The organism is Ferrimonas sp. YIN67, from assembly GCF_057219095.1.
Window position 1 is genome coordinate 93,138 of record NZ_JBXVVJ010000004.1, and the last position, 23,011, is coordinate 116,148.

Genomic DNA, 23,011 nt, shown 5'->3' on the forward strand with positions numbered 1-23,011 from the left:
TATACTGACTGTCACTGTGTCTAACAGCACGGCATGGTGCATCAGTGCTCGCCAGAATTTATTTGATTCTTAAGAAACGTGGAGCGGTTATCCGATGCAGGAAAACCAAGAAAAGAGCTATCGCGAGTTACATCGCCCTAGCAGCGAGTTCGAGTCCCGGAGTGATTACCTGGATCACGAACTTCAAATTATGAAACCCCGTCGATGGGGCCTGAACTTGCCGGGCCGGGATTTCCGCTTTGAGTGGGAAGACCTGGTTCCAGCCCTGGCCGGTACCATCGGCATTATTGCGATGTACTCCGCCGTAGGCATGGCGTGGGCCGAAGGCCTGAGCGCCCGCTGGGAACACATCGAGCTGGGCAAAGCCTTCGCCATCGAAGTCGCCCGAGTCGAGATGCTGATCCCGGCATTGCTGTTTTGTATCCTCGCCTCCGGTTTCTTGAACCCGCGTGCTAACCTCGCCGGTAACCATGGTCCGATGATCCCGCTGATCGGGGCGATCGCCCTGGCCGGTGCCCACCCACTGGCCCTGGCCATCCTGCTTGGGATCTTCGGCCTGTTGCTCAGTTACTTTAAAGGGGGCTCCAAACTGGTGAACCTCACCAGTGAAGGGGTAGCCGGGGGCCTGCTTGTGTTCCTTGGCTTTACCGGAGCGATGAGCCAGATCGGTGATATCCAGAGCTGGTCCAAGGGTATCGGCATGGGGCATGTCGGTTTGGTCGTGCTGGCGGTGACCATCGTGCTATACGCTTTCCTGGCCAAGGTCGGCAAACGCTGGTTGGCGATCCCGGCCTGTGCGGCCACCGGTCTGTTCATTGCACTGGGTCTGGGCGCCGGTTTTGATCTGACCTTTGAGACGCCTACTGGCCTGCCAAATCTGAACCCGGTTTACTGGTGGGGAAGCACCGAGCAGGGCTGGATGCTGGGCCTGCCCAATGCGAGCCATTTTATTGCGTCTCTGCCGTTCGCCATCCTGGCGGTTGCCATGTGGTCCCCTGACTTCCTGGGCCACCGTATCTTCCAAGAGTTGAACTACCCGAAGAAGACCGACCGTGTGCTGATGGATGTGGATGACACCATGACCGCTTGTTCCGTTCGTCAGATGGTGGGTACTGCCGTTGGTGGCTGTAACATCACCTCCTCCTGGGGCACCTACATGATCCCGGCCGCCATCGCCAAACGCCCGATCCCGGGCGGGGCGATCCTGCTGGGCTCCCTGTGTATCCTGGTGGCCTACCTGGGCTTCCCAATGGATGCTGCGGTTTGGCCTCCGGTAATGCGCGTTGCCCTGTTGGTAGGGGTCTTCCTGCCGTTGCTGGAAGCCGGTATGCAGATGATCAAAGACAGCAAGGACTCCCAGTCTGCGGGGATCTGTGTATTCGCTGCGGCCGTGACCAACCCGGTATTGGCCTGGGCCCTGACCATGCTGCTGGATAACAATGGCCTGATCGGTGACAAAGAGCGTCCGGCCAAACTGTCCAAGATCGACCGCATCGTGATCCCTGCCGGGGTGCTGGTGATCTGCCTGGTGGCCATGCTGGCCGTAGGCATGTTGGAGCCGCAATACGGCATTGCCAGCTTCCTGTAAGCTGCACCAACGAAAAAAGGCGCTGCATTGGCAGCGCCTTTTTTGTGGCCGTTCCCCCTTGCCCGGGAGTTATAAGGCCGGGATCGTTTTGACCACCAGGTGGTCATGCAGGGCTTCCATCTCCTTGGCCAACTCCCCCGCATCCAGCTCAGCAGGCATGGTGACCTCCAGCTTGGCGGTAAACAGGTTTTGCCCCGTATCTGATACGGCAAGGCGATGGCTGTCAAACAGGTTGATGTTGATGTTGTGGCTGGCCATCAACTGGGTGATGTCATTCACCAGACCCAACTGGTCATCGGCATCGATGCGAAAAGCCACGGGTACCGAAGGCAGATCGCTGGGGGTGGCGATCTCGTGGATATAGACCTGAATTTCGTCCAAAGCCTGTAGCGCAGCCTGAAGTTCGGGGGCCTTGTCGGAGGGAACCTCCAGTTTTATCAGGGCGATAAAGCGGCCATCCATGTTATTGAGCTTGCTGTTGAGCCAGCGCCCTCCTCGGGCATGGGTCAACTCCGCCAGCTGTTTGAGTAGCCCCGGTGTATCTGGGCCGATGACACTGATGATAAATCGGCTGTTCATTCCCTTTCTCCTGCTTTTTGGCTCTCAAGATCAGTGTAACTCACCCGCTGATGACTATGCACCCTGTAACCAAGTTCATGACCCTGCCCTGGTTTTGGGGCCCTGTACCATAAGAAAAGTACACTCTTAGTGCTATCGGCTCCTGATCAATGCGTGGCTGAACTAGACTGTGATCGAACTGCTCGGGAGATGTGGTTGGGCCGGCCGTGCAAGGAGGCGCTATCAGCATGCAAGTACATACACTCACCCTCAAACTGTTTAGTGCCATCACCATAGTGTGTATGGCGCTGGTGGTTTTAGTGTTGTTTTGGACGGTGCAGCACCATTATCAGTGGCGACAGACGCAACTGCATCAACTCCTTAACCAGCAAGGGGAGAGTCTGTTGAACCGCGGTGCCGAAGTCAGCCTGGCTCAGGAGCGGATCTCTCGGCTTCTGGTTGAGCACAGTCAGGTGGACTATGGTGTCTTCAGCTTAGGGGGATTGAAGGATGCATTTCGCTATCGCCGCACAGAGGGAGCCCAGGCTTGTACTCCACCGTATGGTTTTTTGCCCTTTGATCCCGTCAATCGCTGCTTTACCACCGAGGGAGAATTGAGTCTTGCGGAGGCGAAGGTAGATTACTCCCTCTCCCATGATGCGTCCGATTTTGTTGATGATCTGCTTTTACGCCTGGTGATCGCACTGGCCTTCCTGTGCGCTGGCTTTTTCTGTACCTACCTGTATGTCGCGCAATTGTTCCTTCGGCCTTTGGGGGAGATCTTTAAGCAACTCCCGAAACTTGGCAGTGGCCAGACCCAGTTTGTTACTAAGCTCACCCGTGACAGCGAGCTCTCCGGTTTAGTCGAGGCGCTTCGGGATACAGATAATGAATTGTTTTCCAGACAGAAGAGTGACGAGGAGCTCAATCGCCGCTTGCGCAAGGCTCTGCTGGCTCGAAGTGAATTTATGGCGAATGCCAGTCATGAGATCCGCACGCCGATCAACGCCATCATCGGCTTTGTCGATGTGATGGTGCAGGATCGGGAGCAGTTTAATGGCTCGATGCAGGATCATCTCACTCATATAGCCAATGCCTCTTATGCCTTGTTGCAGACGGTCGATGAAGTGCTGGATTTCTCCAAGCTGGATTCCAACAAGATGGAACTGGCCCCGGTCAACTTTCCTTTGGCCACGTCGCTGCAGCACCGGATTGCTGCCTTCTCGGGGCAGGCACTGGCAAACAATGTGACACTTTTGAGTGATCTGGATGAGGATCTGCCTGCGTTTGCCAATGGGGATGAGAATCGGTTGGGGCAGATCCTCAATAATCTGCTGAGTAACGCCATCAAGTTCAGCCCTAACGGTACGGTGACGGTCAGTGTGCGTGCTCAGTCGTGCAGTGAGAGTCAATTTGAGTTGATGCTGGCCGTTAAGGATACGGGGATAGGGATCGAGTCCGGTGTGCTTGGGACGATTTTTGATGCCTATTCCCAGGCTGACACTTCGGTGACCCGGCGTTTTGGTGGAACAGGTCTGGGCCTGGCGATCAGTAAAAAACTGGCGGACTTGATGAAAGCGGAATTGAGTGTGGTGTCAGAGCCGGAGAAGGGCAGTACTTTTTTCCTGCGGGTGCCCTTATGTTATGGGCAGGACCGTAGACAGGTCGAGCATCGATCGAATCACCTCCCTGGCAATAGGCTGTTGGCGAAGCTTAAGGTGATGTTGGTCGAGGACAATCGCAGTAACCAAGCGTTGATGAAGGTGTTTCTTCAACGTCTGGGAGCCAGTGCACCGACTCTGTGTGAAAACGGTTATGAGGCGGTGGAGCAGGCGGAACAGAGCACGTATGACGTGATCCTGATGGATTGCCAGATGCCCGTGATGGACGGATTCACCGCGACCAGGAAGATCCGCAGCGGGCGGAGCAAGCATGCGTTGATCATCGCCATCACCGCGAATGTCACGGCCCAGGATGAGCACCTGTGCCGGGATGCTGGGATGGATGACTTTTTAACTAAGCCCGTGACTTTGGATACCCTGGAAAGGGGATTACAACGGATGTTGGTCATCAGTGATTGCGGTTGACTGACTCAATGTCAGGCATGAAAGCTTGAAATAATCCAACATAAAATGGCTAAAAATCGACCAATTTGCCTCGAGTGGGATGGTATAAAAACAGCAGACTCGATGTTTTTCGCTGAAAAAGTCGCCCGTCAAGAGGGGTTTGTGGTGATAATTTGAGCATTACTAGTGGTAACCTCTCTCACTCGTGGGTTGACTCCCAGTCTGGATAAAAAGGCGTTATGCTGTCTTTTTTTTTCATTCAAGGAGTGTGGCTTTGAGCAGTAACCCTCTTTTGATCCAATTCGACGGCCCGGATAGCTTACCGCCGTTTGCACAGATCCGGGATGAGCACTTTGCTCCGGCACTTGAGCAGGCGATGGCTCGCCATCGCGAGGAGATCGATGCGATCCTGGCTCAGTGCGAGGAGCCAGACTATGCCAATACCCTGGAAGCGCTTGAGCGAGCCGGTGCCGACCTGACTCGGATCTGGCGCCTGTTTTGTAACCTGGCGGGAACCGATACCAATCCTCAGCGCCAGGCGATAGAGCAGGAGTTTGGTCCTAAGATCAGCGCCCATTATGACGCGATCCGGATGGAGCCGGCCCTGTTTGCTCGCCTTGAAGCGGTTTATCGTCGTCGTGGAGCATTGGAGGGAGAAGCCGCCCGCCTGTTGGAGAAGCGCTATCAGCAGTTCGTCCGGGGCGGCGCGAAGCTGTCGGGAGAGGCCAAGGAGCGGTTTGCTCAGATCAACGCTGAGCTGGCGACTCTGAATATTGAATTTGCTCAGAACTTGCTGAATGAAAACAATGACTTTGTTCTGTATATCCATCACCCCTCTGAACTGGCAGGCCTGCCTGATGGGATGGTTGCCGCCGCAGCCTCTAAGGCCGAGTCTCTAGGACGGCCAAACAGCTGGGCCTTTGGGTGTGATCGCACCGTTCTCTATCCTTTCCTGACCTATGCCCAGAGCCGGCCCCACCGAGAGGCCCTGTATCAGGGGTATCTTAATCGTGCTGATAACGACAACGACAAGGATAATAAGGCGAACTTGCGTCGCCAGGCGGCGCTGCGAGCCGAACGTGCTCAATTGCTGGGCTATCGGCACCATGCCCATTACGCCCTGGAAGATAAGATGGTGGCCAGTGCGGAGGCGGCTAACGAGCTTATGGTCACCGTATGGCGGAATACCCTAAAGCGGGCCCAGATGGAGCAGGCCGAGTTGCAGGGGATGATCAACGCCGAAGGGAGTGACTTCCAGTTGGCGGGTTGGGACTGGTGGTATTACGCAGAGCAGTTACGTCAGCAGAAGTATCAACTGGACGATGCCGAATTGATGCCTTACTTCAGCCTGGAGAGTGTGATCCAGGGGGCCTTCTATGTGGCGAATCGACTCTATGGCCTGGTGTTTGAACCGATGGCCGATGCCTGTTTGTATCACCCTCAGGCCCGGGCATGGAAGGTGCGGGATCAGGATGGCAGCTACTTGGGGACCTTTATCGGAGATTATCTTACCCGTGACAGCAAACGTGGCGGGGCTTGGATGACCCTCTTCCGTGAGCAATCCGAGTTTGACGGTAGGGTGCGCCCCATAGTTCAGAACGTTTGTAATTTCCCTCCCAGCCAGGACGGCTCTCCGGTGCTGTTGAATTTCGAACACGTCAGGACCCTGTTCCATGAATTTGGTCATGCGTTGCACGGCTTACTGAGCCAATGCCACTACCCCTCATTGGCCGGAACCAACGTGGCCACGGACTTTGTCGAGTTCCCTTCTCAGATCCTGGAACACTGGGCACTCGAACCGGAAGTCCTGGCGCAGTACGCCCGTCATGTGGAAACCGGTGAGGTGATCCCTCCGGCTTTGGTAGCCAAAATCCTGGATGCCAGCCAATTCAATCAAGGGTTTGCCACCGGAGAGTTTTTGGCGGCAGCCTTATTGGATATGGCTTGGCATACATTGGAGCAGACCGATGAACAGGATGTGCCAGCGTTTGAAATACAGGTGGCTCAGCATATACAACTGCCTACTGCCATTGCTTACCGTTACCGTTCGACGGCGTTCGCTCATATCTTTTCCGGCGGCTACAGTGCTGGCTATTACAGTTACCTCTATTCGGCGGTGCTGGATTGTGACGGTTTTGAAGCTTTCAAGGAGGCTGGGGATATCTTTGATCCTGTGTTGGCAGGCAAGTTACGCCGGGTACTGGAGTCCGGTGATACGGTCGCGCCCCAAAGCCTCTATCAGGCGTTCCGAGGCCGGGATCCCGAAGTGGATGCGCTGCTGCATCACCGCGGCTTGATCTGAGACGGCTTAGGGAAGGTTAAGTCGGGGCTGCAATGGCCCCGGCGCTACAGAGATCACGCCTACTTGCTGTAGGCGATCGACCCTATTCTCTGAGGGTGAGTTCTGGAAATTTGATGATAGGGCCCTTGTGAATTGAACCCTGAGGCGGTATTTCATCGCACGCTTTCGACTGTCCCTCAGTCACTATGCATAGTTATTTACCCTGAGTAGATGGATCCTCGAACCTTACGAGGTGAACGGCGTTACTACTGGTGTCCTAGTATAACGGTATGACGTAACTGATTGTTTAATTGATAAAATAATATCTTTCTTCTTCTTTTTGCCTCGGTACAATCCTTTGCTTCGGGTGGGGATTTGGTAAGAGAGAAGGATGCTATTCAGCGCTCCAGAAAGGTTACAACGTTGGCTGGAATGGTTGCCGGAAAAGGCGATTTTGCATCGGGGCAGTGAAGTACTTAATAGCAATGAGTCGGCATGCGATGTCGTCAGCGATCCGGCGATCCTGGCGGCCCTTGCACGCAGCGGTAAGGTTCAGCGACAGCTGGTGTTAGGCTCGGATCAAACCCTGTATTGTCTCTCGGGTCGTGATATTGAGACAGAAGGGGTTCGCTTGACCCTGATCTATCCCGCGGCCTTCCAGGAACTTGAGGAACTGGTCGCGGGACTGCCCATGGCCTTGGTGGTGCATCGCAATTTTAAGCCCTTGTTTGTGAATCATTCTTACGCTCAGCTGTTTGGTTTTTCTGCTCCCTGCGAGGTGCTGGCGCTGGACTCGTTGCGTCCCCTGATCGGCGAGGCGCACTGGCCACAGGCGCAGGAGAATTATCGGAGCCTAATGTCCAATGGAGGGGTTAACCAGTTTCACGTGGAGGAGCTACCGGCCGTCAACGGCAGCCGATTGCGTGCGCAAATGGTGGATTTTTGTCTGAGCTGGGAGGGTGAACCTGCGGTGTGCACCTTGGTCAGCAATCTCACCCAGCAACAGGATAAGATCGAAAGGTACAAGCGCCTGGCATTTACCGACCCTTTGACCGGTTTGGCCAACCGTCGGCGTTTCTTTGAGTGTGGTAACGCCTTCATCCGTCGCGCACAGGAGCGGGGGGAGAGCCTGTACCTGCTCCTGTTGGATGTGGATCACTTCAAACAGATCAATGATGAATTTGGCCACCCGGTAGGGGATGAGGTGCTGTGTCACCTGGCCCAGCAATTGATTGAAAGCATAGATGATGAGGCGCTGATCGCTCGCATTGGTGGCGAGGAGTTTGCCATGTTGATCCCCGTATCGGTCTCAGATTGGGTCGAGGAGCGGATACGGCGTTTCCACAGTGGTCTGTTGGGAGAGCCGATTAGGGTGAAAGCCGGAGTAAAGCTGTCTATTCAGGTGTCCATCGGTGTTTCGTCCTGGTGCGAGGGAGAGGACACCTTGGAGGGTCTTTACTGCCGTGCCGATCAGGCGTTGTATCGGGCCAAACAAAACGGGCGTAATCGGGTGGAGTACCTGCTTTAGTCATTTTCTGTCTTGTCTTATTGAGAGCTTGACCACTCATCAGACCGCGAAAGCCTGACTATGGTCTACGCTTGCCGGGATGATCCCCTCTATCTCGTGAGGTATGCAGATGACTCCCTTGGATCCCAATCAGGTTCAGGCCCTGAGACAAGTGCTTGGCGGCACCTTGTTCACCCCTGAGAATCAAGAATATGAGGATGTACGTCAGCTATGGAATGCCATGGCTGACAAGCGTCCTGCGGTGATCGTGCGTTGCTGGGACAGGGCGGATGTGATCGCCGCATTGAATTTTGCTCGAAACCACGGTCTGGAGATCGCCGTACGGGGCGCAGGTCATAACATCGCCGGTAATGCCAGTTGCGATGGCGGGCTAATGATCGATCTCAGTGGCATGACGGATGTGACGGTCGAGGCGCAGACCAAACAGGTCTTTGTCCAGCCAGGCGTCACCCTGGGCATTTTGGATGCTGCTACTGCCGCGCATGGACTGGTGGTGCCGACGGGGATCAATTCCACAACCGGGATCAGTGGCCTGACTCTGGGCGGAGGCTTTGGCTGGCTGACTCGACGCTTTGGCATGACGGTCGATGCCTTGATAGGTGCCGAAGTGATCACGGTTGAGGGCGAGATCCTGTACGCCAGTGGCAGTGAGAATCCGGAGCTGTTCTGGGCCCTGCGCGGTGGCGGCGGCAACTTTGGCATCGTGACCCGCTGGGACTTTCAGGCGTTCCCCATTGGCCCGGAGGTGCTGGCCGGCCTGATGGTCTTTCCTCTTGCGCAGGCCGAGTCCGTGCTGCGCCAGTATCGGGATCTGATGCCAACAACCCCGGCGGCGTTTAATGTCTGGGTGGTGATGCGGCATGCACCGCCGTTGCCCTTCCTGGACGAGTCGGTGCATGGCAGCAAGGTGCTGGTGCTGGCGGTGTGTCACAGTGGCGATCTGGAGCAGGGTAAGCAGCTGGTGGATAAACTTCGCGGCTTCGGTGAGCCGGTTGGTGAGCACATCGGCCCCATGCCGTTTGCTCAGTGGCAGCAGGCCTTCGATCCCCTGTTGGCTGCCGGCGCACGGAACTACTGGAAGACCCACAATTTTACCGAACTTAATGATGAGCTCGTGGGGATAGCGGTGCACTATGCCAAACAGCTGCCTGCCCCTGAGTGTGAGGTGTTCTTTGGCCTGATCGATGGCAAACCCAATGAGATCCCCGCCGAGGCCACCGCATGGTGTGCCCGGGACGCCAAGTATGTGATGAATGTCCATGCACGTTGGCATGAACATGCCGATGATGGCCTCTGTATCGACTGGTCTCGGCAGCTGTTTCATGATGCCCAACCCCATGCTTCCAAGGGGGCTTACATCAACTTCATGACCGACGACGAAGGGGGCAGGGTGGAGGACGCCTATCTGGACAACTATGCCCGGCTCAAGCGGGTGAAAAAACAATATGATCCACAGAATCTGCTCCATCTGAATCAAAATATTCAGCCGGACTAGACTGGCGGCTTGCCACTGGTCTCAGGCTTTGGGCCCACCGAGGGGCGTGACAGCGCGTGCCTTGGCGGGCCCTTGGCCCGGTTTCGCTTTCGTCGGAGGGGGGAGGTTAAACGTTTGGGGTCGTGGGGCGCTGACCGATCACCTCCACCTCCAACTGGCCTTGATGTAGCCGGGCGTTCAGGCGCTGGCCGGACGTTACGGTGGCAGCGTCCTTGATGGTCTGTCCCTGTTGGTCCTGCAAAATGCTGTAGCCCCGGGACAGTACCGCTAGCGGTGATACGGCCTCCAGTGCCTGGATCTGACCCTGAAGCCTGATGCGTGCCTTTTCGATCTTAATGCCGGTGGCTCGATCTAAGCGTCCGTTTAACTCCGCCAGCTTCTGTTGAAACGCCTCGACCCGGAACTTGGGATCCTGAGTGGCCAGCCTGTGACTCAGACGGTCGAGGCGGTGTGAGCGTTGTTGCAGCGCGCCATCCCCGGCGCGGATCAGACGCAGGCTTAACTCGTCCAGTCGCTGACTGTGGGTGGTCAGTTGTGCCTTCGGGTGGCTGGCAGCCAATCGAGCGCTGAGCAGGGCGATCTCATTGCCCCGATGACGCTGATATTGCTGCCAGGCCTGCCTTAGACGGCGCAGGTGTTGGGCCAAGTGTGCCCGGTGTTGGCTTGCATCCCCGGACAATAGCTCGGCGGCAGCGGAGGGCGTTGGGGCCCGCAGATCGGCGACATAGTCGCTGATGGTGGTGTCCACCTCGTGGCCCACGGCACTGACAATGGGCAGTCTGGCCTCATAGATGGCCCGTGCCAGGCGCTCGTCGTTGAAACACCAAAGGTCTTCCAGTGAGCCCCCGCCCCGGGTCAACAACAGGCAATCGACCTCGTCACGCTCATCCGCCGTGCGGATCATCTCAATCAATTGGGGAACCGCATCGGCGCCCTGCACCAAGGATGGGTAGATCACCACCTCCAGGGTGGGATCCCGCCGTTTCAACACCGAGAGGACGTCACGGATGGCGGCGCCGGACGGGGAGGTGATCACCCCAAGACGCCGGATCGTTTCCGGCAGGGGCTGCTTGGCCTCGGTGGCAAACAGTCCTTCGGCGGCCAGCTGCATCTTCAGCGCCTCGAAGCGTTGCTGCAGCATGCCGTCGCCGGCCAGCTGCATCGACTCCACCACCAACTGCACATCTCCCCTGGGCTCGTACATCGTCAGGTTGGCCCGGACCAACACCTGCATGCCATGCTCGGGGCGGAACGTCACGCGGCCCGCCCGGCTGCGGAACATGGCGCAGCGTAACTGGCTGCGATCGTCCTTGAGGGTGAAATAGAGATGGCCGGACGCCGGCGCGGCCAGGTTGCTGATCTCGCCACTGAGCCAGATCCGGCTCCAGTTTTGTTCGAGCAGGGCTTTAACCTGACGGTTCAGGCTGGAGACGGTGAGGATATTTTGTGACACGGACAGACCAGGCATGGGAAAGGGGGATTGGCGCTATAGGTAACAAGTTTGTGCGAGCACTGCAAGTGTCAGTGTCGTTACCCGGTAAGGACAAAGTCTGCCAAAGGAGTGGGCAACTTTCCCATCACTTGCGTCCTCTTTCGTCCGTTCAAAACACTGGCGAGAGCGTTATGCTTGATTGACCGACTCGGTTCGGTAGGACGATGAGTTTGCACTAGTTAATGGAGTAACTAGCATGACCGGAATGACTTATTGGCAGGCCGCTCGATTCCTGGATTGCGCCACATTTGGCGCGGTTCAGCCTGAGATCGAGGCTTTGCAGCAAGGCGACAGCAGCAATTGGATTGATCATCAGCTCAGCCTCCCCCCCTCTTACCATGTTCCCCAACTGCTACAGAAGACCTCGGGTACCACGTATTGGGCGGAGTACCGCCATGGCGCCTGGGTCGACCGGGCACTATGGGGTGAAGATCAGTTGCGGCAACGGGTGGCGTTTGCCCTGAGCCAACTCCTCGTTGTGTCGTCCAAAGATGCCGGCCTCGATGGTAAAAATGTGGAGTTGAGCACTTACTATGACATCCTGGTGAAGCATGCCTTGGGCAGCTATCGGGATCTCTTGTATGACGTGAGCCGCTCGCCGGTGATGGGGATCTTCCTGACCTCCGTCGATAACCGTTCCTATGCCGTATCCGGCAGTGCTCCCGACGAGAACTATGCCCGGGAGCTGATGCAGCTGTTTACCATAGGTCTGGAGGAGATTGGTCTGGATGGTGAGCCGCTCCTCGACGGTGAGGGACGCGTGATAGAGACCTACACCGATGAGGACGTTCAGGCGATGGCCCGGATCTTTACCGGCTGGACTCGAGACGGCGGCAGTTTGCTCGATCCCATGGTGGCCAACGCCGCGTGGCATGATACTGATGAGAAAGTGCTGCTGGGCGAGTTGCTGCCGGCGGGGCAGGACGCTGAGACGGATCTCAATCAGGCGTTGGATATCCTGATGGCCCATCCCTGTATGGCGCCTTTTGTTTCAAGATTCCTGATCACCAAGCTGGTGACCTCCAATCCGACGTCGGCGTACATTGCCCGTGTGGCCGGGGTGTTTCGGGACACCCAGGGGGATCTGGCGGCGGTGATCCGGGCCATCATCAGTGATGAGGAGGTCCTGCGTGACAGCGGGTTCCCACCGGTGAGCCGGCCGAAAGATCCCATCACCCACGTCATCGCCTTCTTACGAGGCATGAAGGCCTTTGCCGGGGATCCGCGGGGCTTTTATCCGCAGGATGACTTCAGAAGTGGTCATGGCCAAGATATGTTGTCGGCGCCATCGGTGTTTAACTTCTTTGCGCCGGATCACAGTCCGGTTGGTCCCCTGGCGACGGCGGGGCTGGTGGCCCCTGAGTTGGATGGCGTGGATTGGCTGCGCCTGATCAGTGCCGGCAACCTGATCCGTAATTACCTGTGGAGCTGGACCGACTACGTCAGCAGCCCGACGGATAAGACCAAGCTCTATGTGGCTCTTAAGGAGCTGGTGGATTTGGCGGGCAATGAAGGCGGGGAGGCGCTGATCCAGGCGATCGGCCTGCGCTTTTTCAAGGGCCGCTTGTCCAATCCCATGGAGACGGCCCTGAACCAGATCTTCGCCCAGCAGACCGGTGGCAGTCCGACCGATACGGTGCGTCAGATGCTTTACCTCGCCGCCACCTCGCCCGAATTCCGCGTACAGGAGTGATCCCATGAAATTATCACGTCGCCGTTTCTTGCAATCCAGCGCCGCCGTCTGGAGCAGCGCCGCACTGCCTCTGTACATCGGCTTACCCCGCAGTGCCTTCGCCGCCGGTGAAGCCGGTCACAAGGCCCTGGTCTGTGTTTACCTGGGGGGTGGATGCGACTCCTTTAATATGGTGCTGCCCATGTCGGGTACCCACTATGATGAGTACCGCCTGGCCCGTCCGGATATCAGCCATGACAGCAGTGTGATGCTGGATACCGGCCTGATCTCAGATAACGGCGTGCCACTGGGGCTGAATCCAAACATGCCGAGGATGGCACAGCAGATCCGCGATGGCCGCGCAGTGCCGATCATCAATGTTGGGGCTCTGATCGAGCCGATCACTCAGGCCAACATCGATACGGCCCAGAAGCCCAGCCATATAGGCTCCCATTCCAACCAGTATCGCTACTGGCACCGCTCCTATCTGCCACTGGAGAACGAGCTGGCACCCTCGGGTTGGGGCGGAATGGCCATGGATATCCTCAACGATCCCTCGGCCTTGTTGCCGCAAGCCATGACCACGGGGGGATCGATCTGGACCGCGGGAGATCAGGTTCAGGATCTCAGTCTGAATTCGAGTGAACTCAACGGATTTCGCGCACTCGAGGGGCAGGCGGCATTTCGTGCCATCTACGAGCAGTATCTGGACGCAGGTCACGGCTCCCCCTGCGTGCAGGAGTTGTCGGCCCGTTATCAGCAGGCATTGGACAATCCAGACAAGTTAGCCGATGTGTTTAGCCGTTACCCGGAAGATCTCAGCATTACCGGTTCGCGGGCGGAAAAGGGTTTCCGCATGGTCAAGCGGATGCTCCAGGCGGCGCAGGATCTGGGTCATGAGCGCCAGATCTTTTATATCCAGGTGGGCGGCTGGGATAACCATGGAACGAACAGTGACGGCAAGCTGGCCACCCTGGATAAGCTACTGGGCACTTTCCAGGCGGCGCTGGATGCGGCGGGGTTGAGCGATCAGGTGGTGACCTTCACCATGTCCGAATTTGGCCGCACCATCCGTAACAACTCCAAGCACGGGACCGATCATGGCTGGGGTAGCAACCAGCTGGTTCTGGGACCGGTGAATGGTGGGCGTGCCTATGGTACCTTCCCCAGTTTCCAGCCCGGTGGCGTGGATGACTGGAAAAACAAGTTTATTCCCTCTACCGCCCAGGCACAGATGGCGGCGACTCTGATGAAGTGGCTGGGCCTGACGGACAGCAGTCTGGATCATATCTTCCCAATCCTGAACCCCGCGCGCAGTAACCCATTCCCCAGTCGTACCCTGAGCTTTCTCGGCCAGCAAAGTCGTACCATTGCCGTTTCTGAGGACAGCTGGATCCGAGGTGGAACCTATGCGGATAGCAACCTCAATGGCAGTGGTCTCGAGGTCCGCGGGGGCAGACCAAACTCGGTGCGTTACACCTTGCTCAAGTTTGATCTGGGCAGTGGAGGGTCGCTGGCGACCCTGCGTCTGCACCTGGCCTGGTGTGGCGAGACCCCCAGCCGGGAGATCGCCCTGTGTCTGGCGGATGACACGGCCTGGTCCCAGGCCAGTGTCACCTGGAACACGGCCCCCTCGGTGGTTCGCCAGGGCAGCAGTCAGGTGATCACGCCGCAGCAGGCCGGCAGTTGGCTCGAATTCGATGCCAGCGAACTGATCGCCGGACGCCAGGGAGAGGTAACCCTGTTGCTCAAGCAAATCGACGCCTATGAGCGGTACTCCGCCGTGCGCTTCTCCGATTGGGAGAGTGGTCGAGGGGCCGAGCTGATCCTGAGCTAAGCCGAAGGTTGGCCCGTTGCGGGTGCCGAGCCGTCCCTCCGTCTGTCGCGTAAGGTCGGGCGAGGGCGGAGCCTCGCCGCGGCGGGTCACATTGAGCTGGCAGGGACGCCTGCCAGTCCTCGGAGTCGTTGCCCGGTGACGAGGAAGGATGGTGGGGCGCCCTGATCTGTGCAGGCAAAGCGGAGTGGGCCTTTTGGGACTTACTCCATTCAACAGATCGGTTCGATCGGCGAGTCAAGAACCACTGAAAAACAACATAACCCTTTGGGGGGCGGGAGCTTGAGGTCACGCCCTTGCCACCCGGGGGTATCGAGGCTTTTGAAGCCCCATCTCATTGCGTTAAAGGAGTAACAACTATGAGCGAATTGAGTTACCCGCAGGCAGCTCGCTTCCTGGATTGCGCCACGTTTGGCCCGATTCAAGCGGAAGCCGAGGCCTTGCAGCAGAGTGATATTGCCAGCTGGCTGGACGAACAGGTAAGCCTGGCTCCCTCGTTTCATGTGCCCCAATTAAAGCTAAAGGGCAGCAAGTACTGGTACATCTACCGTCAGGGCGCCTGGATCGATCACGCCGTCTGGGGCCAGGATCAGCTGCGCCAGCGGATGGCCTTTGCCCTGAGCCAGCTGCTGGTGGTGTCGGACAAAGATGAGGCGCTCACCGGTAAACACCTGGAGATGGCCACTTACTACGATATTCTGGTCAAACATGCCTTGGGGAGTTACCGGGATCTGTTGTACGAGGTGAGCCGCTCCCCGGTGATGGGGGTGTATCTTACCTATGTCGATAATCAATCTTACGCGTCTTCCGGCAGCTATCCGGATGAGAACTATGCCCGTGAGCTGATGCAGTTGTTCACCATCGGCCTCAACCAGTTGTCCGACGGGGGTGAGGAGATCCTCGATGGCAATGATCAGCCGGTTGAGAACTATGGTGATGCCGACGTGGAGGCGATGGCACGGGTGTTTACCGGCTGGCGTCAGGACAGTCGAAGCCTGATCCGGCCCATGGTGACCAACAGCAGTTGGCACGATACCGATGAAAAGCGGATCCTGGGGCAGCTGGTGCCTGCGGGGCTGGATGCGGAGACCGAACTCAATACCGTACTCGATCTCCTGATGGCGCACCCCAATACCGCCCCCTTCGTTTCCAAGTTTTTGATCACCAAACTGGTTACGGCCAACCCCAGCCCGGATTACGTGGCACGGGTGACCGCCGTGTTCCGCAGTACAGGCGGCGATCTGGCGGCCGTGGCCCAGGCCATCCTCAGCGATAGCGAAGTCTTGCGCGACACGGGGGAGCCCAGGGTGGCACGCCCACGAGAACCGGTCATGCAGATCACCGCCTTTTTGCGTGCTTTGAAGGCATTTCCCGGCGATCCCATCAAGGGCTTTCATGCCCAGAAGGCGTTCCGTAATGCCCACGGTCAGAATGTGTTGTCTGCCCCCTCGGTGTTTAACTTCTTCGATGCCAGTTACAGCCCGACGGGCCCCCTGGCCCAGGCGGGGCTGCTCGCTCCGGAACTCGACGGTTTCGACTGGCTGCGTTCGGTTTCCATCGGCAACGGGATCTACGACCACCTGTGGAGCCAAAGCGACTACGCCAGTGATCAGAGTGACGAAAACAAGATCTACGTTCGCATCGCCGAACTGGTGAGCCTGGCGGAGGCGCAAGGGGGAGAGGCACTGATCGCTCAGATCGGGCGGCAACTGCTCAAGGGGCGTCTCAGCTCGCCACTGGAGAGGGCGTTGGATCAGATCTTCACCCAGCAGACCGGAGGCAATCTGACGAATACCGTGCGCCAGATGCTCTACTTTGCCGCCACCTCATCCGAATTCCGTGTTCAGGAGTGATCCCATGAAACTGACCCGTAGACGTTTTCTCCAATCCGGTGCCGCGGCCTGGACCGGCGCCGCCCTGCCAATGAGCTTTGTCCTGCCCAAGCACGCCTTCGCCGCTGACGAGCCAGGCCGCAAGGTGCTGGTTGGCGTATTCCTGCTGGGGGGCTGTGACTCCTTCAATATGGTGCTGCCCAAATCCGGTCCGCACTACGATGACTATCGTACCGCCCGGCCGGACATCAGCCATGACGCCAGCGTGATGTTGGAGACCGGCCTGGTATCGGACAACGGTGTCCCCCTGGGCCTCAACCCCAATATGCCTCGTGTCAGCCAGTTGATGCAGGCGGGGCAGGCGGTGCCCATCCTCAATGTGGGCGTCCTGATCGAGCCGGTGACAAAGGATAACCTGGCCAGCGCGGCCAAGCCTGGCAACCTGGGCTCCCATTCCACTCAACAGAGCTACTGGCGCACCAGCTATCGGACCGACGTCGGGCGTTACGGCGGGCAGGGCTGGGCCGGCATGGGCATGGATCTGCTGTACGATCCCGCCGTGGTGATCCCCGAAAGCCTGACCACTAGGGGGACCGGTTGGAACCGCGGTCACCAAGCGCCTCAGTTGACCCTGAGTGGTGGGGGCAGCATCAATTATAAGGCATTGAAAGATGAGCCAGAGTTTCGTGAAATCCTGAAAGATTATTTGGCCGAGGGCAGCGCAAATCCCTTTGTTCAGGAATACCATACGCGGCGTCAGACCATGTTGTCGGTGGCCGAGGAGTTTAACTCGACCCTCAATAACTTCCCGGCGGATCCTAGCGTCACAGGCGGCTCGCTGGGCGGCCAATTACAGATGGTAAAACGAATGATCGAGGCGGGTGAGTCCCTGGGACACCAGCGTCAGGTCTTCTACGTGGCCATGGGGGGGTGGGACTCCCACAGCAGCAGCAACAATGGCAACCTGGCGACCCTGGATGAGGCCCTGGGGACGTTCCAGGCATCCTTGAATGCGTCTGGGCTGGCGGATCACGTCACCACCTTTACCATGTCCGATTTTGGCCGGACCATTCGTAATAACTCCAAAGGGGGAACGGACCACGGCTGGGGCGGTAACCACTTGGTGATGGGGCCGGTCAAGGGCGGCAAAGCCTATGGCCGCTTCCCTGAGTTTCGCGAGGGCGGGGCGAACGCCATGGGCAATAGGTTCATTCCCAGTCTCGGCCATGAGCAGATGGCGGCGACCCTGAGCCAGTGGCTGGGGCTGACCGAAAGTGGACTGGAATACGTCTTTCCCATTCTCAATTCATCCCGAAGCAACCCCTTCGCCAGCCGTACCCTGGGCTTTTTGGCAGGGGACACTGCCCCGCCCCAGGAGGCCGGACCCTTGGTGCCTGAATCGGTCTGGGCCAGTGCCGAGAACCCCAATGGCAGCGGGGCGGCGGCGAATGCCATCGACGGCAGCCTGTCCACCAAGTGGTCAGCCGAGGGATTGGGCGTCACCTACACCCTGGCCCTCGCCCAGTCGCGGAGCCTGAGTCAGGTCCGCATCGCTCAGGATAAGGGGGATGTACGCCAGTACTTCTTCAGCATCGAAGTGAGTGAGGATGACGTCAACTACACCCAGGTGCGTGACGTGGTCTCACCGGGCAATTCCACGGGCCTGGTTGACTATGATCTGGGCGGAGTCCAGGGACGCTACGTGCGGCTGATCTGTAACGGCAACAATGATCCAGGCAGCGCATCACGGCACGGCTGGAACAACTTCGCCGAGATCGAGCTTCGGGGGTACTGAGGCCTTTCCGGCTCAGGCATAAAGACACCGGCCATGGGTCGGTGTCTTTTTATTCAGTTTGTCGTTCAAATTGAGGAAAACCAGGGAGAAACTGCGACTTGGATCGCCCACTCCGGACAATTTTCATTTGCCCAAGGACAAGCGGATCGCTATAATCTCGCCGCAATATTTCAAACCTCCCAACCCTACTTTAGGTGGAATGTTGCCATGCTACGTATCAAGCAAGAAGCCCTGACATTCGACGACGTCCTGCTCGTCCCAGCCCACTCGACCGTTCTGCCTAACACTGCCGATCTCGGTACTCAGCTCACTAAAAAGATCCGTCTGAACCTGCCACTGTTGTCTGCCGCCATGGACACGGTGACCGAAGCCCGTCTGGCCATCGCCATGGCCCAGGAAGGGGGACTCGGGTTCATTCACAAAAACATGAGCATCGAACAGCAGGCGGATGAAGTCCGCAAGGTGAAGAAATACGAAGCCGGTATCGTGCAAGATCCCGTCACCGTCACCCCAGGCATGACCATGCGTCAGTTGTGGGAGATGCGTGAACAGCACGGTTTTGCCGGTTTCCCCGTGGTGGCCGACAACAACGAACTGGTGGGGATCATCACCGGCCGTGACGTGCGTTTCGTTGATACCCCGGATGCCACCGTTGCCGAGATGATGACGCCGAAGGAGCGCCTGGTCACTGTACAGGTTGGTGCCCCGCTGACCGACGCCCAGGCCCTGATCCACAAGCATCGCATCGAAAAGGTCCTGGTGGTTGACGACGCGTTCACCCTCAAGGGCATGATCACCGTTAAAGATTTCAAAAAAGCCGAAGAGAAGCCCAACGCCTGTAAGGACGAGCTGGGTCGTCTGCGTGTCGGCGCTGCGGTCGGTGCCGGTGCCGGTAACGAAGAGCGGGTGGCTGCCCTGGTGGCCGCCGGTGTCGACGTGATCCTCATCGACTCCTCCCACGGTCACTCCGAAGGCGTCTTGCAGCGCATTCGCGAGACCCGTGCCGCCTTCCCGGACGTGCAGATCATCGGCGGTAACGTCGCCACTGCGGCTGGTGCCAAGGCGCTGATCGAAGCCGGTGTGGATGCGGTCAAGGTGGGCATTGGCCCGGGCTCCATCTGTACTACCCGTATCGTCACCGGTGTTGGTGTCCCGCAGATCACCGCCGTCAACGAAGCCGCCTCCGTGGCCGACGAATACGGCATTCCGGTGATCGCCGATGGCGGCATTCGCTTCTCCGGTGACATCGCCAAGTCCCTGGCCGCCGGTGCGTCCTGCATCATGGCCGGTGGCATGTTCGCCGGGACCGAAGAAGCCCCGGGTGAAACCGAGCTGTATCAGGGCCGTGCCTTCAAATCCTACCGGGGTATGGGCTCTTTGGCCGCCATGAGCAAAGGTTCTTCTGATCGTTACTTCCAGTCTGACAACGCTGCGGATAAAATGGTGCCCGAAGGGATCGAGGGTCGTATTCCTTACAAGGGTCATCTCAAAGAGATCATCCATCAGCAGATGGGTGGCCTGCGCTCCTGCATGGGCCTGACCGGTTGCGCGACCATCGATGAGTTGCGCACCAAAGCCGAATTCGTTCGTATTTCCGGTGCCGGTATCAAGGAAAGCCACGTCCACGACGTGACCATCACCAAAGAAGCCCCGAACTACCGTCTGGGCTAAAAAAATCCCTACAAGGCAGGCATCGGTTTAGTACCGATGCCTGCTTCTTTGATATCAAGCGTCAAAGCTTGGACAACTGATAAGAGAATGACAGCTCATGAGCAATATCCATGACCATCGTATCCTGATCTTGGACTTCGGCTCCCAGTACACCCAGCTGGTGGCCCGTCGTACCCGTGAGATCGGCGTGTACTGTGAACTGTGGGGCTGGGACGTTTCCGAAGAAAAGATCCGTGAATTTAACCCGACCGGCATCATCCTGTCCGGTGGCCCGGAGTCCGTGGCCGAGGACAATTCGCCACGTGCACCGGAATACGTGTTCAACGCTGGCGTGCCGGTCCTGGGTGTGTGCTACGGCATGCAGACCATGGCTGAGCAGCTCGGCGGCAAGGTTTCCTGCTCTGATAAGAAAGAGTTTGGTTACGCCCAGGTGGAAGTGCTGGAAGCCACCAAGCTGTTTGAAAACATCGAAGACGCCATCGCCGAAGACGGCAATGCGCTGCTGGACGTGTGGATGAGCCACGGTGACAAGGTCACCGCCATCCCGGAAGGCTTCGTCAAGGTTGCGCAGACCGAGACCTGCCCCTACGCCGCCATGGCCGACGAGTCCCGTCAGTTCTACGGCGTGCAGTTCCACCCGGAAGTGACTCACACCAAGCAGGGCAAGCGCATGTTGGAGCACTTCGTGCTCAACATCTGTGGTTGTGAAGCCAAGTGGACCTCCGGTGCCATCATCGAAGACGCCATCGCCCGAATCAAAGAGAAAGTGGGCTCTGACAAGGTGATCCTGGGCTTGTCCGGCGGTGTCGACTCCTCCGTAGTGGCCATGCTGCTGCACCGCGCCATCGGCGATCAGCTGACCTGTGTGTTTGTCGATAACGGCCTGCTGCGTCTCAATGAAGGCGATCAGGTGATGGAGATGTTTGGCGATCACTTCGGCCTCAACATCGTCCGTGTCGACGCCGAGCAGCGTTTCCTCGACGCCCTGGCGGGCGAAGCGGATCCGGAAGCTAAGCGTAAGATCATCGGCCACACCTTCATCGAGATCTTCGATCAGGAAGCTTCCCGCATCGAAAACGTGAAATGGCTGGCCCAGGGCACCATCTACCCGGACGTGATCGAATCCGCAGGCGCTGCCACCGGCAAGGCCCACGTGATCAAGTCCCACCACAACGTTGGCGGCCTGCCGGAAGACATGGAGCTGGGTCTGGTTGAGCCGCTCACCGAGCTGTTCAAAGACGAAGTGCGTAAGATCGGCCTGGAGCTGGGTCTGCCGTACAACATGCTGTACCGTCACCCGTTCCCGGGACCGGGTCTGGGCGTGCGTGTACTGGGTGAAGTGAAGAAAGAGTACTGCGACCTGCTGCGCCGTGCCGACGCCATCTTCATCGAAGAGCTGCACAAAGCCGACTTGTACGACAAGACCTCTCAGGCCTTCGTCGTCTTCCTGCCGGTACGCTCCGTGGGCGTGATGGGCGACGGTCGTAAGTACGACTGGGTTGTCTCCCTGCGTGCCGTTGAGACCATCGACTTCATGACCGCCGTCTGGGCCCAACTGCCATACGACTTCCTGGGTCGCGTCTCCAACCGCATCATCAACGAGATCGATGGCATTTCTCGTGTGGTTTACGATATCTCCGGTAAGCCGCCTGCCACCATCGAGTGGGAATAAATGTCCAGTTGATGTAGCGGCCTAACGGCCGGGATCAAAAAAGCCCAGGGTTCGAGACCCTGGGCTTTTTTAATGTTCGTGGGACGCGGCGTGCCGGGCGGTGCTTTGGCTTGGTAGGGCTTAGCGAAGCGTAAGCCGCCGCTGCACAGGGCTTGGCGGGGAGTTATGGACTCTGAGGGAGCCCCCTAGCCCCTCTCTGAGGGCTACTTTTTCTGAACTTTGTCCGCTGCGCGTTTCACCAAAAGAAAGGTCAGGTACATTTTTGTCGGCAGTGACAGCACCATCCCGAAAGCGACGCACATGGCACTGAAGATGATCCCAGTAACCCCCATAGCTTCAATTTTTTCACTGAAGTTATGGAGATAGAGGCCGAGTAAGATCAAGAGCAGCCCTATCGTGATGCAGCTCTTTAGGAGCACGATTAACTTTGCGTCTGTCACTTTGGGACTCCTGTTGGTTCTGACTTGAACCTACTCTGACTCCTTAGAGCGAGGGTTTCAATTCACTGACACCTTAGGTCACGTGGATCAGTACCTGGCGCTGGTGTGTCGTTGGGGGGATTTCTGTTTAGCGGCTTGAGGCAGTTGGACAAACTCCAGTTCAGCTTCTTGCATCATTTTTTCCAGTGTTTCTCGGATCATAAATTCTGGTTCTTTTCGCGCAAGGGAGGTACGGAAAGACTCTCCAGTGAGCTTAAGGTGCCGAGTCTTTCCATCACGGAAATCTATCTTAATTTTGATCATGTAGTTGGTGATGTCCCATTGCCAGTTATCGACATACGTCACCACCATGTCGGCACTCTTCGGCGCCTGTTGGTCATCGACTGCAATGGCGGGATAGCCCATTTGCGTCAGTACATCCGCAATGGTTTGGTTGAGCCTTCGCTTGTCCGGGGCAAATCGTTCGACATAGATCGATTCCATTTGGCTGAACTCTGCGCCAGGTGTGAGCATCGCTTCTTGGCGAACTACACACCCAGAAAGCAGAGTCAAAGTGGAGAACAGTAAGATTGCTTTAACGTACTTCAAGGTTACTTCCTTTGTTTGTCTTTATTTCTGTGTTTTTGTAATTTCAATGACTATGCCCCATTGAACCGTGGAGGGGCTCCCTCAGACTCTGATCCCTTGAACCCGCTGTGTGCTTTACCGCGTAGGGGGGCTTAGCGCAGCGTAAGGCACCGCTGCTCAGGGGGTATGGGCAGCGGTGCGTTATCCTTCACTCCATACAGACGCCAAGGTTTGCTCTGGCACATGCAGGAGCCCAGTGCAGATCCCTGGGTTGTTGAAGATCGCGACAAAGCGATCTGCATCGGTGAAGAGGCCAATACCGGAGTTCAGGGCGGAAAGATCCAGCGTGCCATGAGAGGTTTCGCCTAAGCCTTGTCGTTTCTCGCTTTTCCACAATAGGTCTCCAATGTGTAAACCTATTTCAGGACGGGACATACTCCATGAAAAAGCCAGCTACATGGGTAGCTGGCTCCAATCAAAATGCATCAACGTCTTTTGGGACGTGAGAATGGCCCTGCCG

At 57.5% G+C, this 23,011-nt stretch carries 16 protein-coding genes; 12 read left to right on the forward strand and 4 right to left on the reverse strand.

Annotated features, from left to right (window positions below; all coding sequences use genetic code 11):
• The first annotated feature begins 94 nt into the window (after positions 1-94).
• Positions 95-1,588, forward strand: a complete 1,494-nt coding sequence (locus tag AC2D8U_RS10890; protein ID WP_484619077.1) for a DUF3360 family protein — start codon at positions 95-97, stop codon at positions 1,586-1,588.
• Positions 1,589-1,657: 69 nt separating this feature from the next.
• Here the strand turns inward: AC2D8U_RS10890 and AC2D8U_RS10895 are convergent, their stop codons facing one another.
• Entirely contained in the window at positions 1,658-2,167 is a 510-nt protein-coding gene (locus AC2D8U_RS10895; protein ID WP_484619078.1) for a glycine cleavage system transcriptional repressor, read from the reverse strand.
• A 227-nt stretch (positions 2,168-2,394) separates the two neighbouring features.
• Between AC2D8U_RS10895 and AC2D8U_RS10900 the strand changes: the two genes are divergently transcribed.
• The 4 genes from AC2D8U_RS10900 to AC2D8U_RS10915 all read left to right on the forward strand — a co-directional run bounded on the left by AC2D8U_RS10900 (position 2,395) and on the right by AC2D8U_RS10915 (position 9,516).
• Positions 2,395-4,233, forward strand: a complete 1,839-nt coding sequence (locus AC2D8U_RS10900; RefSeq protein ID WP_484619079.1) for an ATP-binding protein — start codon at positions 2,395-2,397, stop codon at positions 4,231-4,233.
• A 253-nt stretch (positions 4,234-4,486) separates the two neighbouring features.
• Entirely contained in the window at positions 4,487-6,514 is a 2,028-nt protein-coding gene (locus AC2D8U_RS10905) for a M3 family metallopeptidase (protein ID WP_484619080.1), read from the forward strand.
• Positions 6,515-6,884: 370 nt separating this feature from the next.
• The gene (locus AC2D8U_RS10910; protein WP_484619081.1) at positions 6,885-8,021 is read left to right on the forward strand and encodes a GGDEF domain-containing protein; all 1,137 of its coding nucleotides are present in this window, start codon (positions 6,885-6,887) and stop codon (positions 8,019-8,021) included.
• A 109-nt stretch (positions 8,022-8,130) separates the two neighbouring features.
• A complete protein-coding gene (locus tag AC2D8U_RS10915) occupies positions 8,131-9,516 on the forward strand; it encodes an FAD-binding oxidoreductase (RefSeq protein WP_484619082.1) in 1,386 nt (461 codons plus the stop codon).
• Between the two features lie 106 nt (positions 9,517-9,622).
• On the opposite strand, the gene xseA is transcribed toward AC2D8U_RS10915, so the two are convergent.
• Positions 9,623-10,984, reverse strand: coding sequence for an exodeoxyribonuclease VII large subunit (gene xseA, locus AC2D8U_RS10920; RefSeq protein ID WP_484619083.1), 1,362 nt, complete (start codon positions 10,982-10,984; stop codon positions 9,623-9,625).
• Between the two features lie 220 nt (positions 10,985-11,204).
• Here xseA and AC2D8U_RS10925 point away from each other — a divergent pair, with 220 nt between their 5' ends.
• From AC2D8U_RS10925 to guaA, 6 genes are all read left to right on the forward strand, one after another.
• Positions 11,205-12,701, forward strand: coding sequence for a DUF1800 domain-containing protein (locus tag AC2D8U_RS10925; protein WP_484619084.1), 1,497 nt, complete (start codon positions 11,205-11,207; stop codon positions 12,699-12,701).
• A 4-nt stretch (positions 12,702-12,705) separates the two neighbouring features.
• The gene (locus AC2D8U_RS10930; RefSeq protein ID WP_484619085.1) at positions 12,706-14,517 is read left to right on the forward strand and encodes a DUF1501 domain-containing protein; all 1,812 of its coding nucleotides are present in this window, start codon (positions 12,706-12,708) and stop codon (positions 14,515-14,517) included.
• 356 nt (positions 14,518-14,873) lie between these two features.
• Positions 14,874-16,367 (forward strand): DUF1800 domain-containing protein, encoded by a 1,494-nt coding sequence (locus AC2D8U_RS10935; protein ID WP_484619086.1) that lies wholly within the window; start codon positions 14,874-14,876, stop codon positions 16,365-16,367.
• Positions 16,368-16,371: 4 nt separating this feature from the next.
• On the forward strand, positions 16,372-18,141 hold the full coding sequence (locus AC2D8U_RS10940) for a DUF1501 domain-containing protein (RefSeq protein WP_484619087.1): 1,770 nt from the start codon (positions 16,372-16,374) through the stop codon (positions 18,139-18,141).
• 207 nt (positions 18,142-18,348) lie between these two features.
• Complete coding sequence (gene guaB / locus AC2D8U_RS10945; RefSeq protein WP_484619088.1) at positions 18,349-19,812, forward strand: IMP dehydrogenase; 1,464 nt, start codon at positions 18,349-18,351, stop codon at positions 19,810-19,812.
• Between the two features lie 97 nt (positions 19,813-19,909).
• Positions 19,910-21,484 (forward strand): glutamine-hydrolyzing GMP synthase, encoded by a 1,575-nt coding sequence (gene guaA, locus AC2D8U_RS10950; RefSeq protein ID WP_484619089.1) that lies wholly within the window; start codon positions 19,910-19,912, stop codon positions 21,482-21,484.
• Positions 21,485-21,687: 203 nt separating this feature from the next.
• On the opposite strand, the gene AC2D8U_RS10955 is transcribed toward guaA, so the two are convergent.
• Together AC2D8U_RS10955 and AC2D8U_RS10960 are read right to left on the reverse strand one after the other, a co-directional pair.
• Positions 21,688-21,924, reverse strand: coding sequence for a hypothetical protein (locus AC2D8U_RS10955; RefSeq protein ID WP_484619090.1), 237 nt, complete (start codon positions 21,922-21,924; stop codon positions 21,688-21,690).
• Between the two features lie 87 nt (positions 21,925-22,011).
• The gene (locus AC2D8U_RS10960; protein ID WP_484619091.1) at positions 22,012-22,512 is read right to left on the reverse strand and encodes a hypothetical protein; all 501 of its coding nucleotides are present in this window, start codon (positions 22,510-22,512) and stop codon (positions 22,012-22,014) included.
• Between the two features lie 222 nt (positions 22,513-22,734).
• Between AC2D8U_RS10960 and AC2D8U_RS10965 the strand changes: the two genes are divergently transcribed.
• On the forward strand, positions 22,735-22,860 hold the full coding sequence (locus AC2D8U_RS10965; protein WP_484619092.1) for a hypothetical protein: 126 nt from the start codon (positions 22,735-22,737) through the stop codon (positions 22,858-22,860).
• Positions 22,861-23,011 lie beyond the last annotated feature (151 nt).

Excerpts from the sequence above, each read along its gene's own strand:
- AC2D8U_RS10940 (WP_484619087.1), top strand. The coding sequence starts at position 16,372 with ATGAAACTGACCCGTAGACGTTTTCTCCAATCCGGTGCCGCGGCCTGG.
- AC2D8U_RS10900 (WP_484619079.1), top strand. The coding sequence starts at position 2,395 with ATGCAAGTACATACACTCACCCTCAAACTGTTTAGTGCCATCACCATA.
- AC2D8U_RS10890 (WP_484619077.1), top strand. The coding sequence starts at position 95 with ATGCAGGAAAACCAAGAAAAGAGCTATCGCGAGTTACATCGCCCTAGC.
- AC2D8U_RS10935 (WP_484619086.1), top strand. The coding sequence starts at position 14,874 with ATGAGCGAATTGAGTTACCCGCAGGCAGCTCGCTTCCTGGATTGCGCC.
- guaB (WP_484619088.1), top strand. The coding sequence starts at position 18,349 with ATGCTACGTATCAAGCAAGAAGCCCTGACATTCGACGACGTCCTGCTC.
- xseA (WP_484619083.1), bottom strand. The coding sequence starts at position 10,984 with ATGCCTGGTCTGTCCGTGTCACAAAATATCCTCACCGTCTCCAGCCTG.
- AC2D8U_RS10915 (WP_484619082.1), top strand. The coding sequence starts at position 8,131 with ATGACTCCCTTGGATCCCAATCAGGTTCAGGCCCTGAGACAAGTGCTT.
- AC2D8U_RS10925 (WP_484619084.1), top strand. The coding sequence starts at position 11,205 with ATGACCGGAATGACTTATTGGCAGGCCGCTCGATTCCTGGATTGCGCC.
- guaA (WP_484619089.1), top strand. The coding sequence starts at position 19,910 with ATGAGCAATATCCATGACCATCGTATCCTGATCTTGGACTTCGGCTCC.
- AC2D8U_RS10930 (WP_484619085.1), top strand. The coding sequence starts at position 12,706 with ATGAAATTATCACGTCGCCGTTTCTTGCAATCCAGCGCCGCCGTCTGG.
- AC2D8U_RS10910 (WP_484619081.1), top strand. The coding sequence starts at position 6,885 with ATGCTATTCAGCGCTCCAGAAAGGTTACAACGTTGGCTGGAATGGTTG.
- AC2D8U_RS10965 (WP_484619092.1), top strand. The coding sequence starts at position 22,735 with ATGCAGGAGCCCAGTGCAGATCCCTGGGTTGTTGAAGATCGCGACAAA.
- AC2D8U_RS10895 (WP_484619078.1), bottom strand. The coding sequence starts at position 2,167 with ATGAACAGCCGATTTATCATCAGTGTCATCGGCCCAGATACACCGGGG.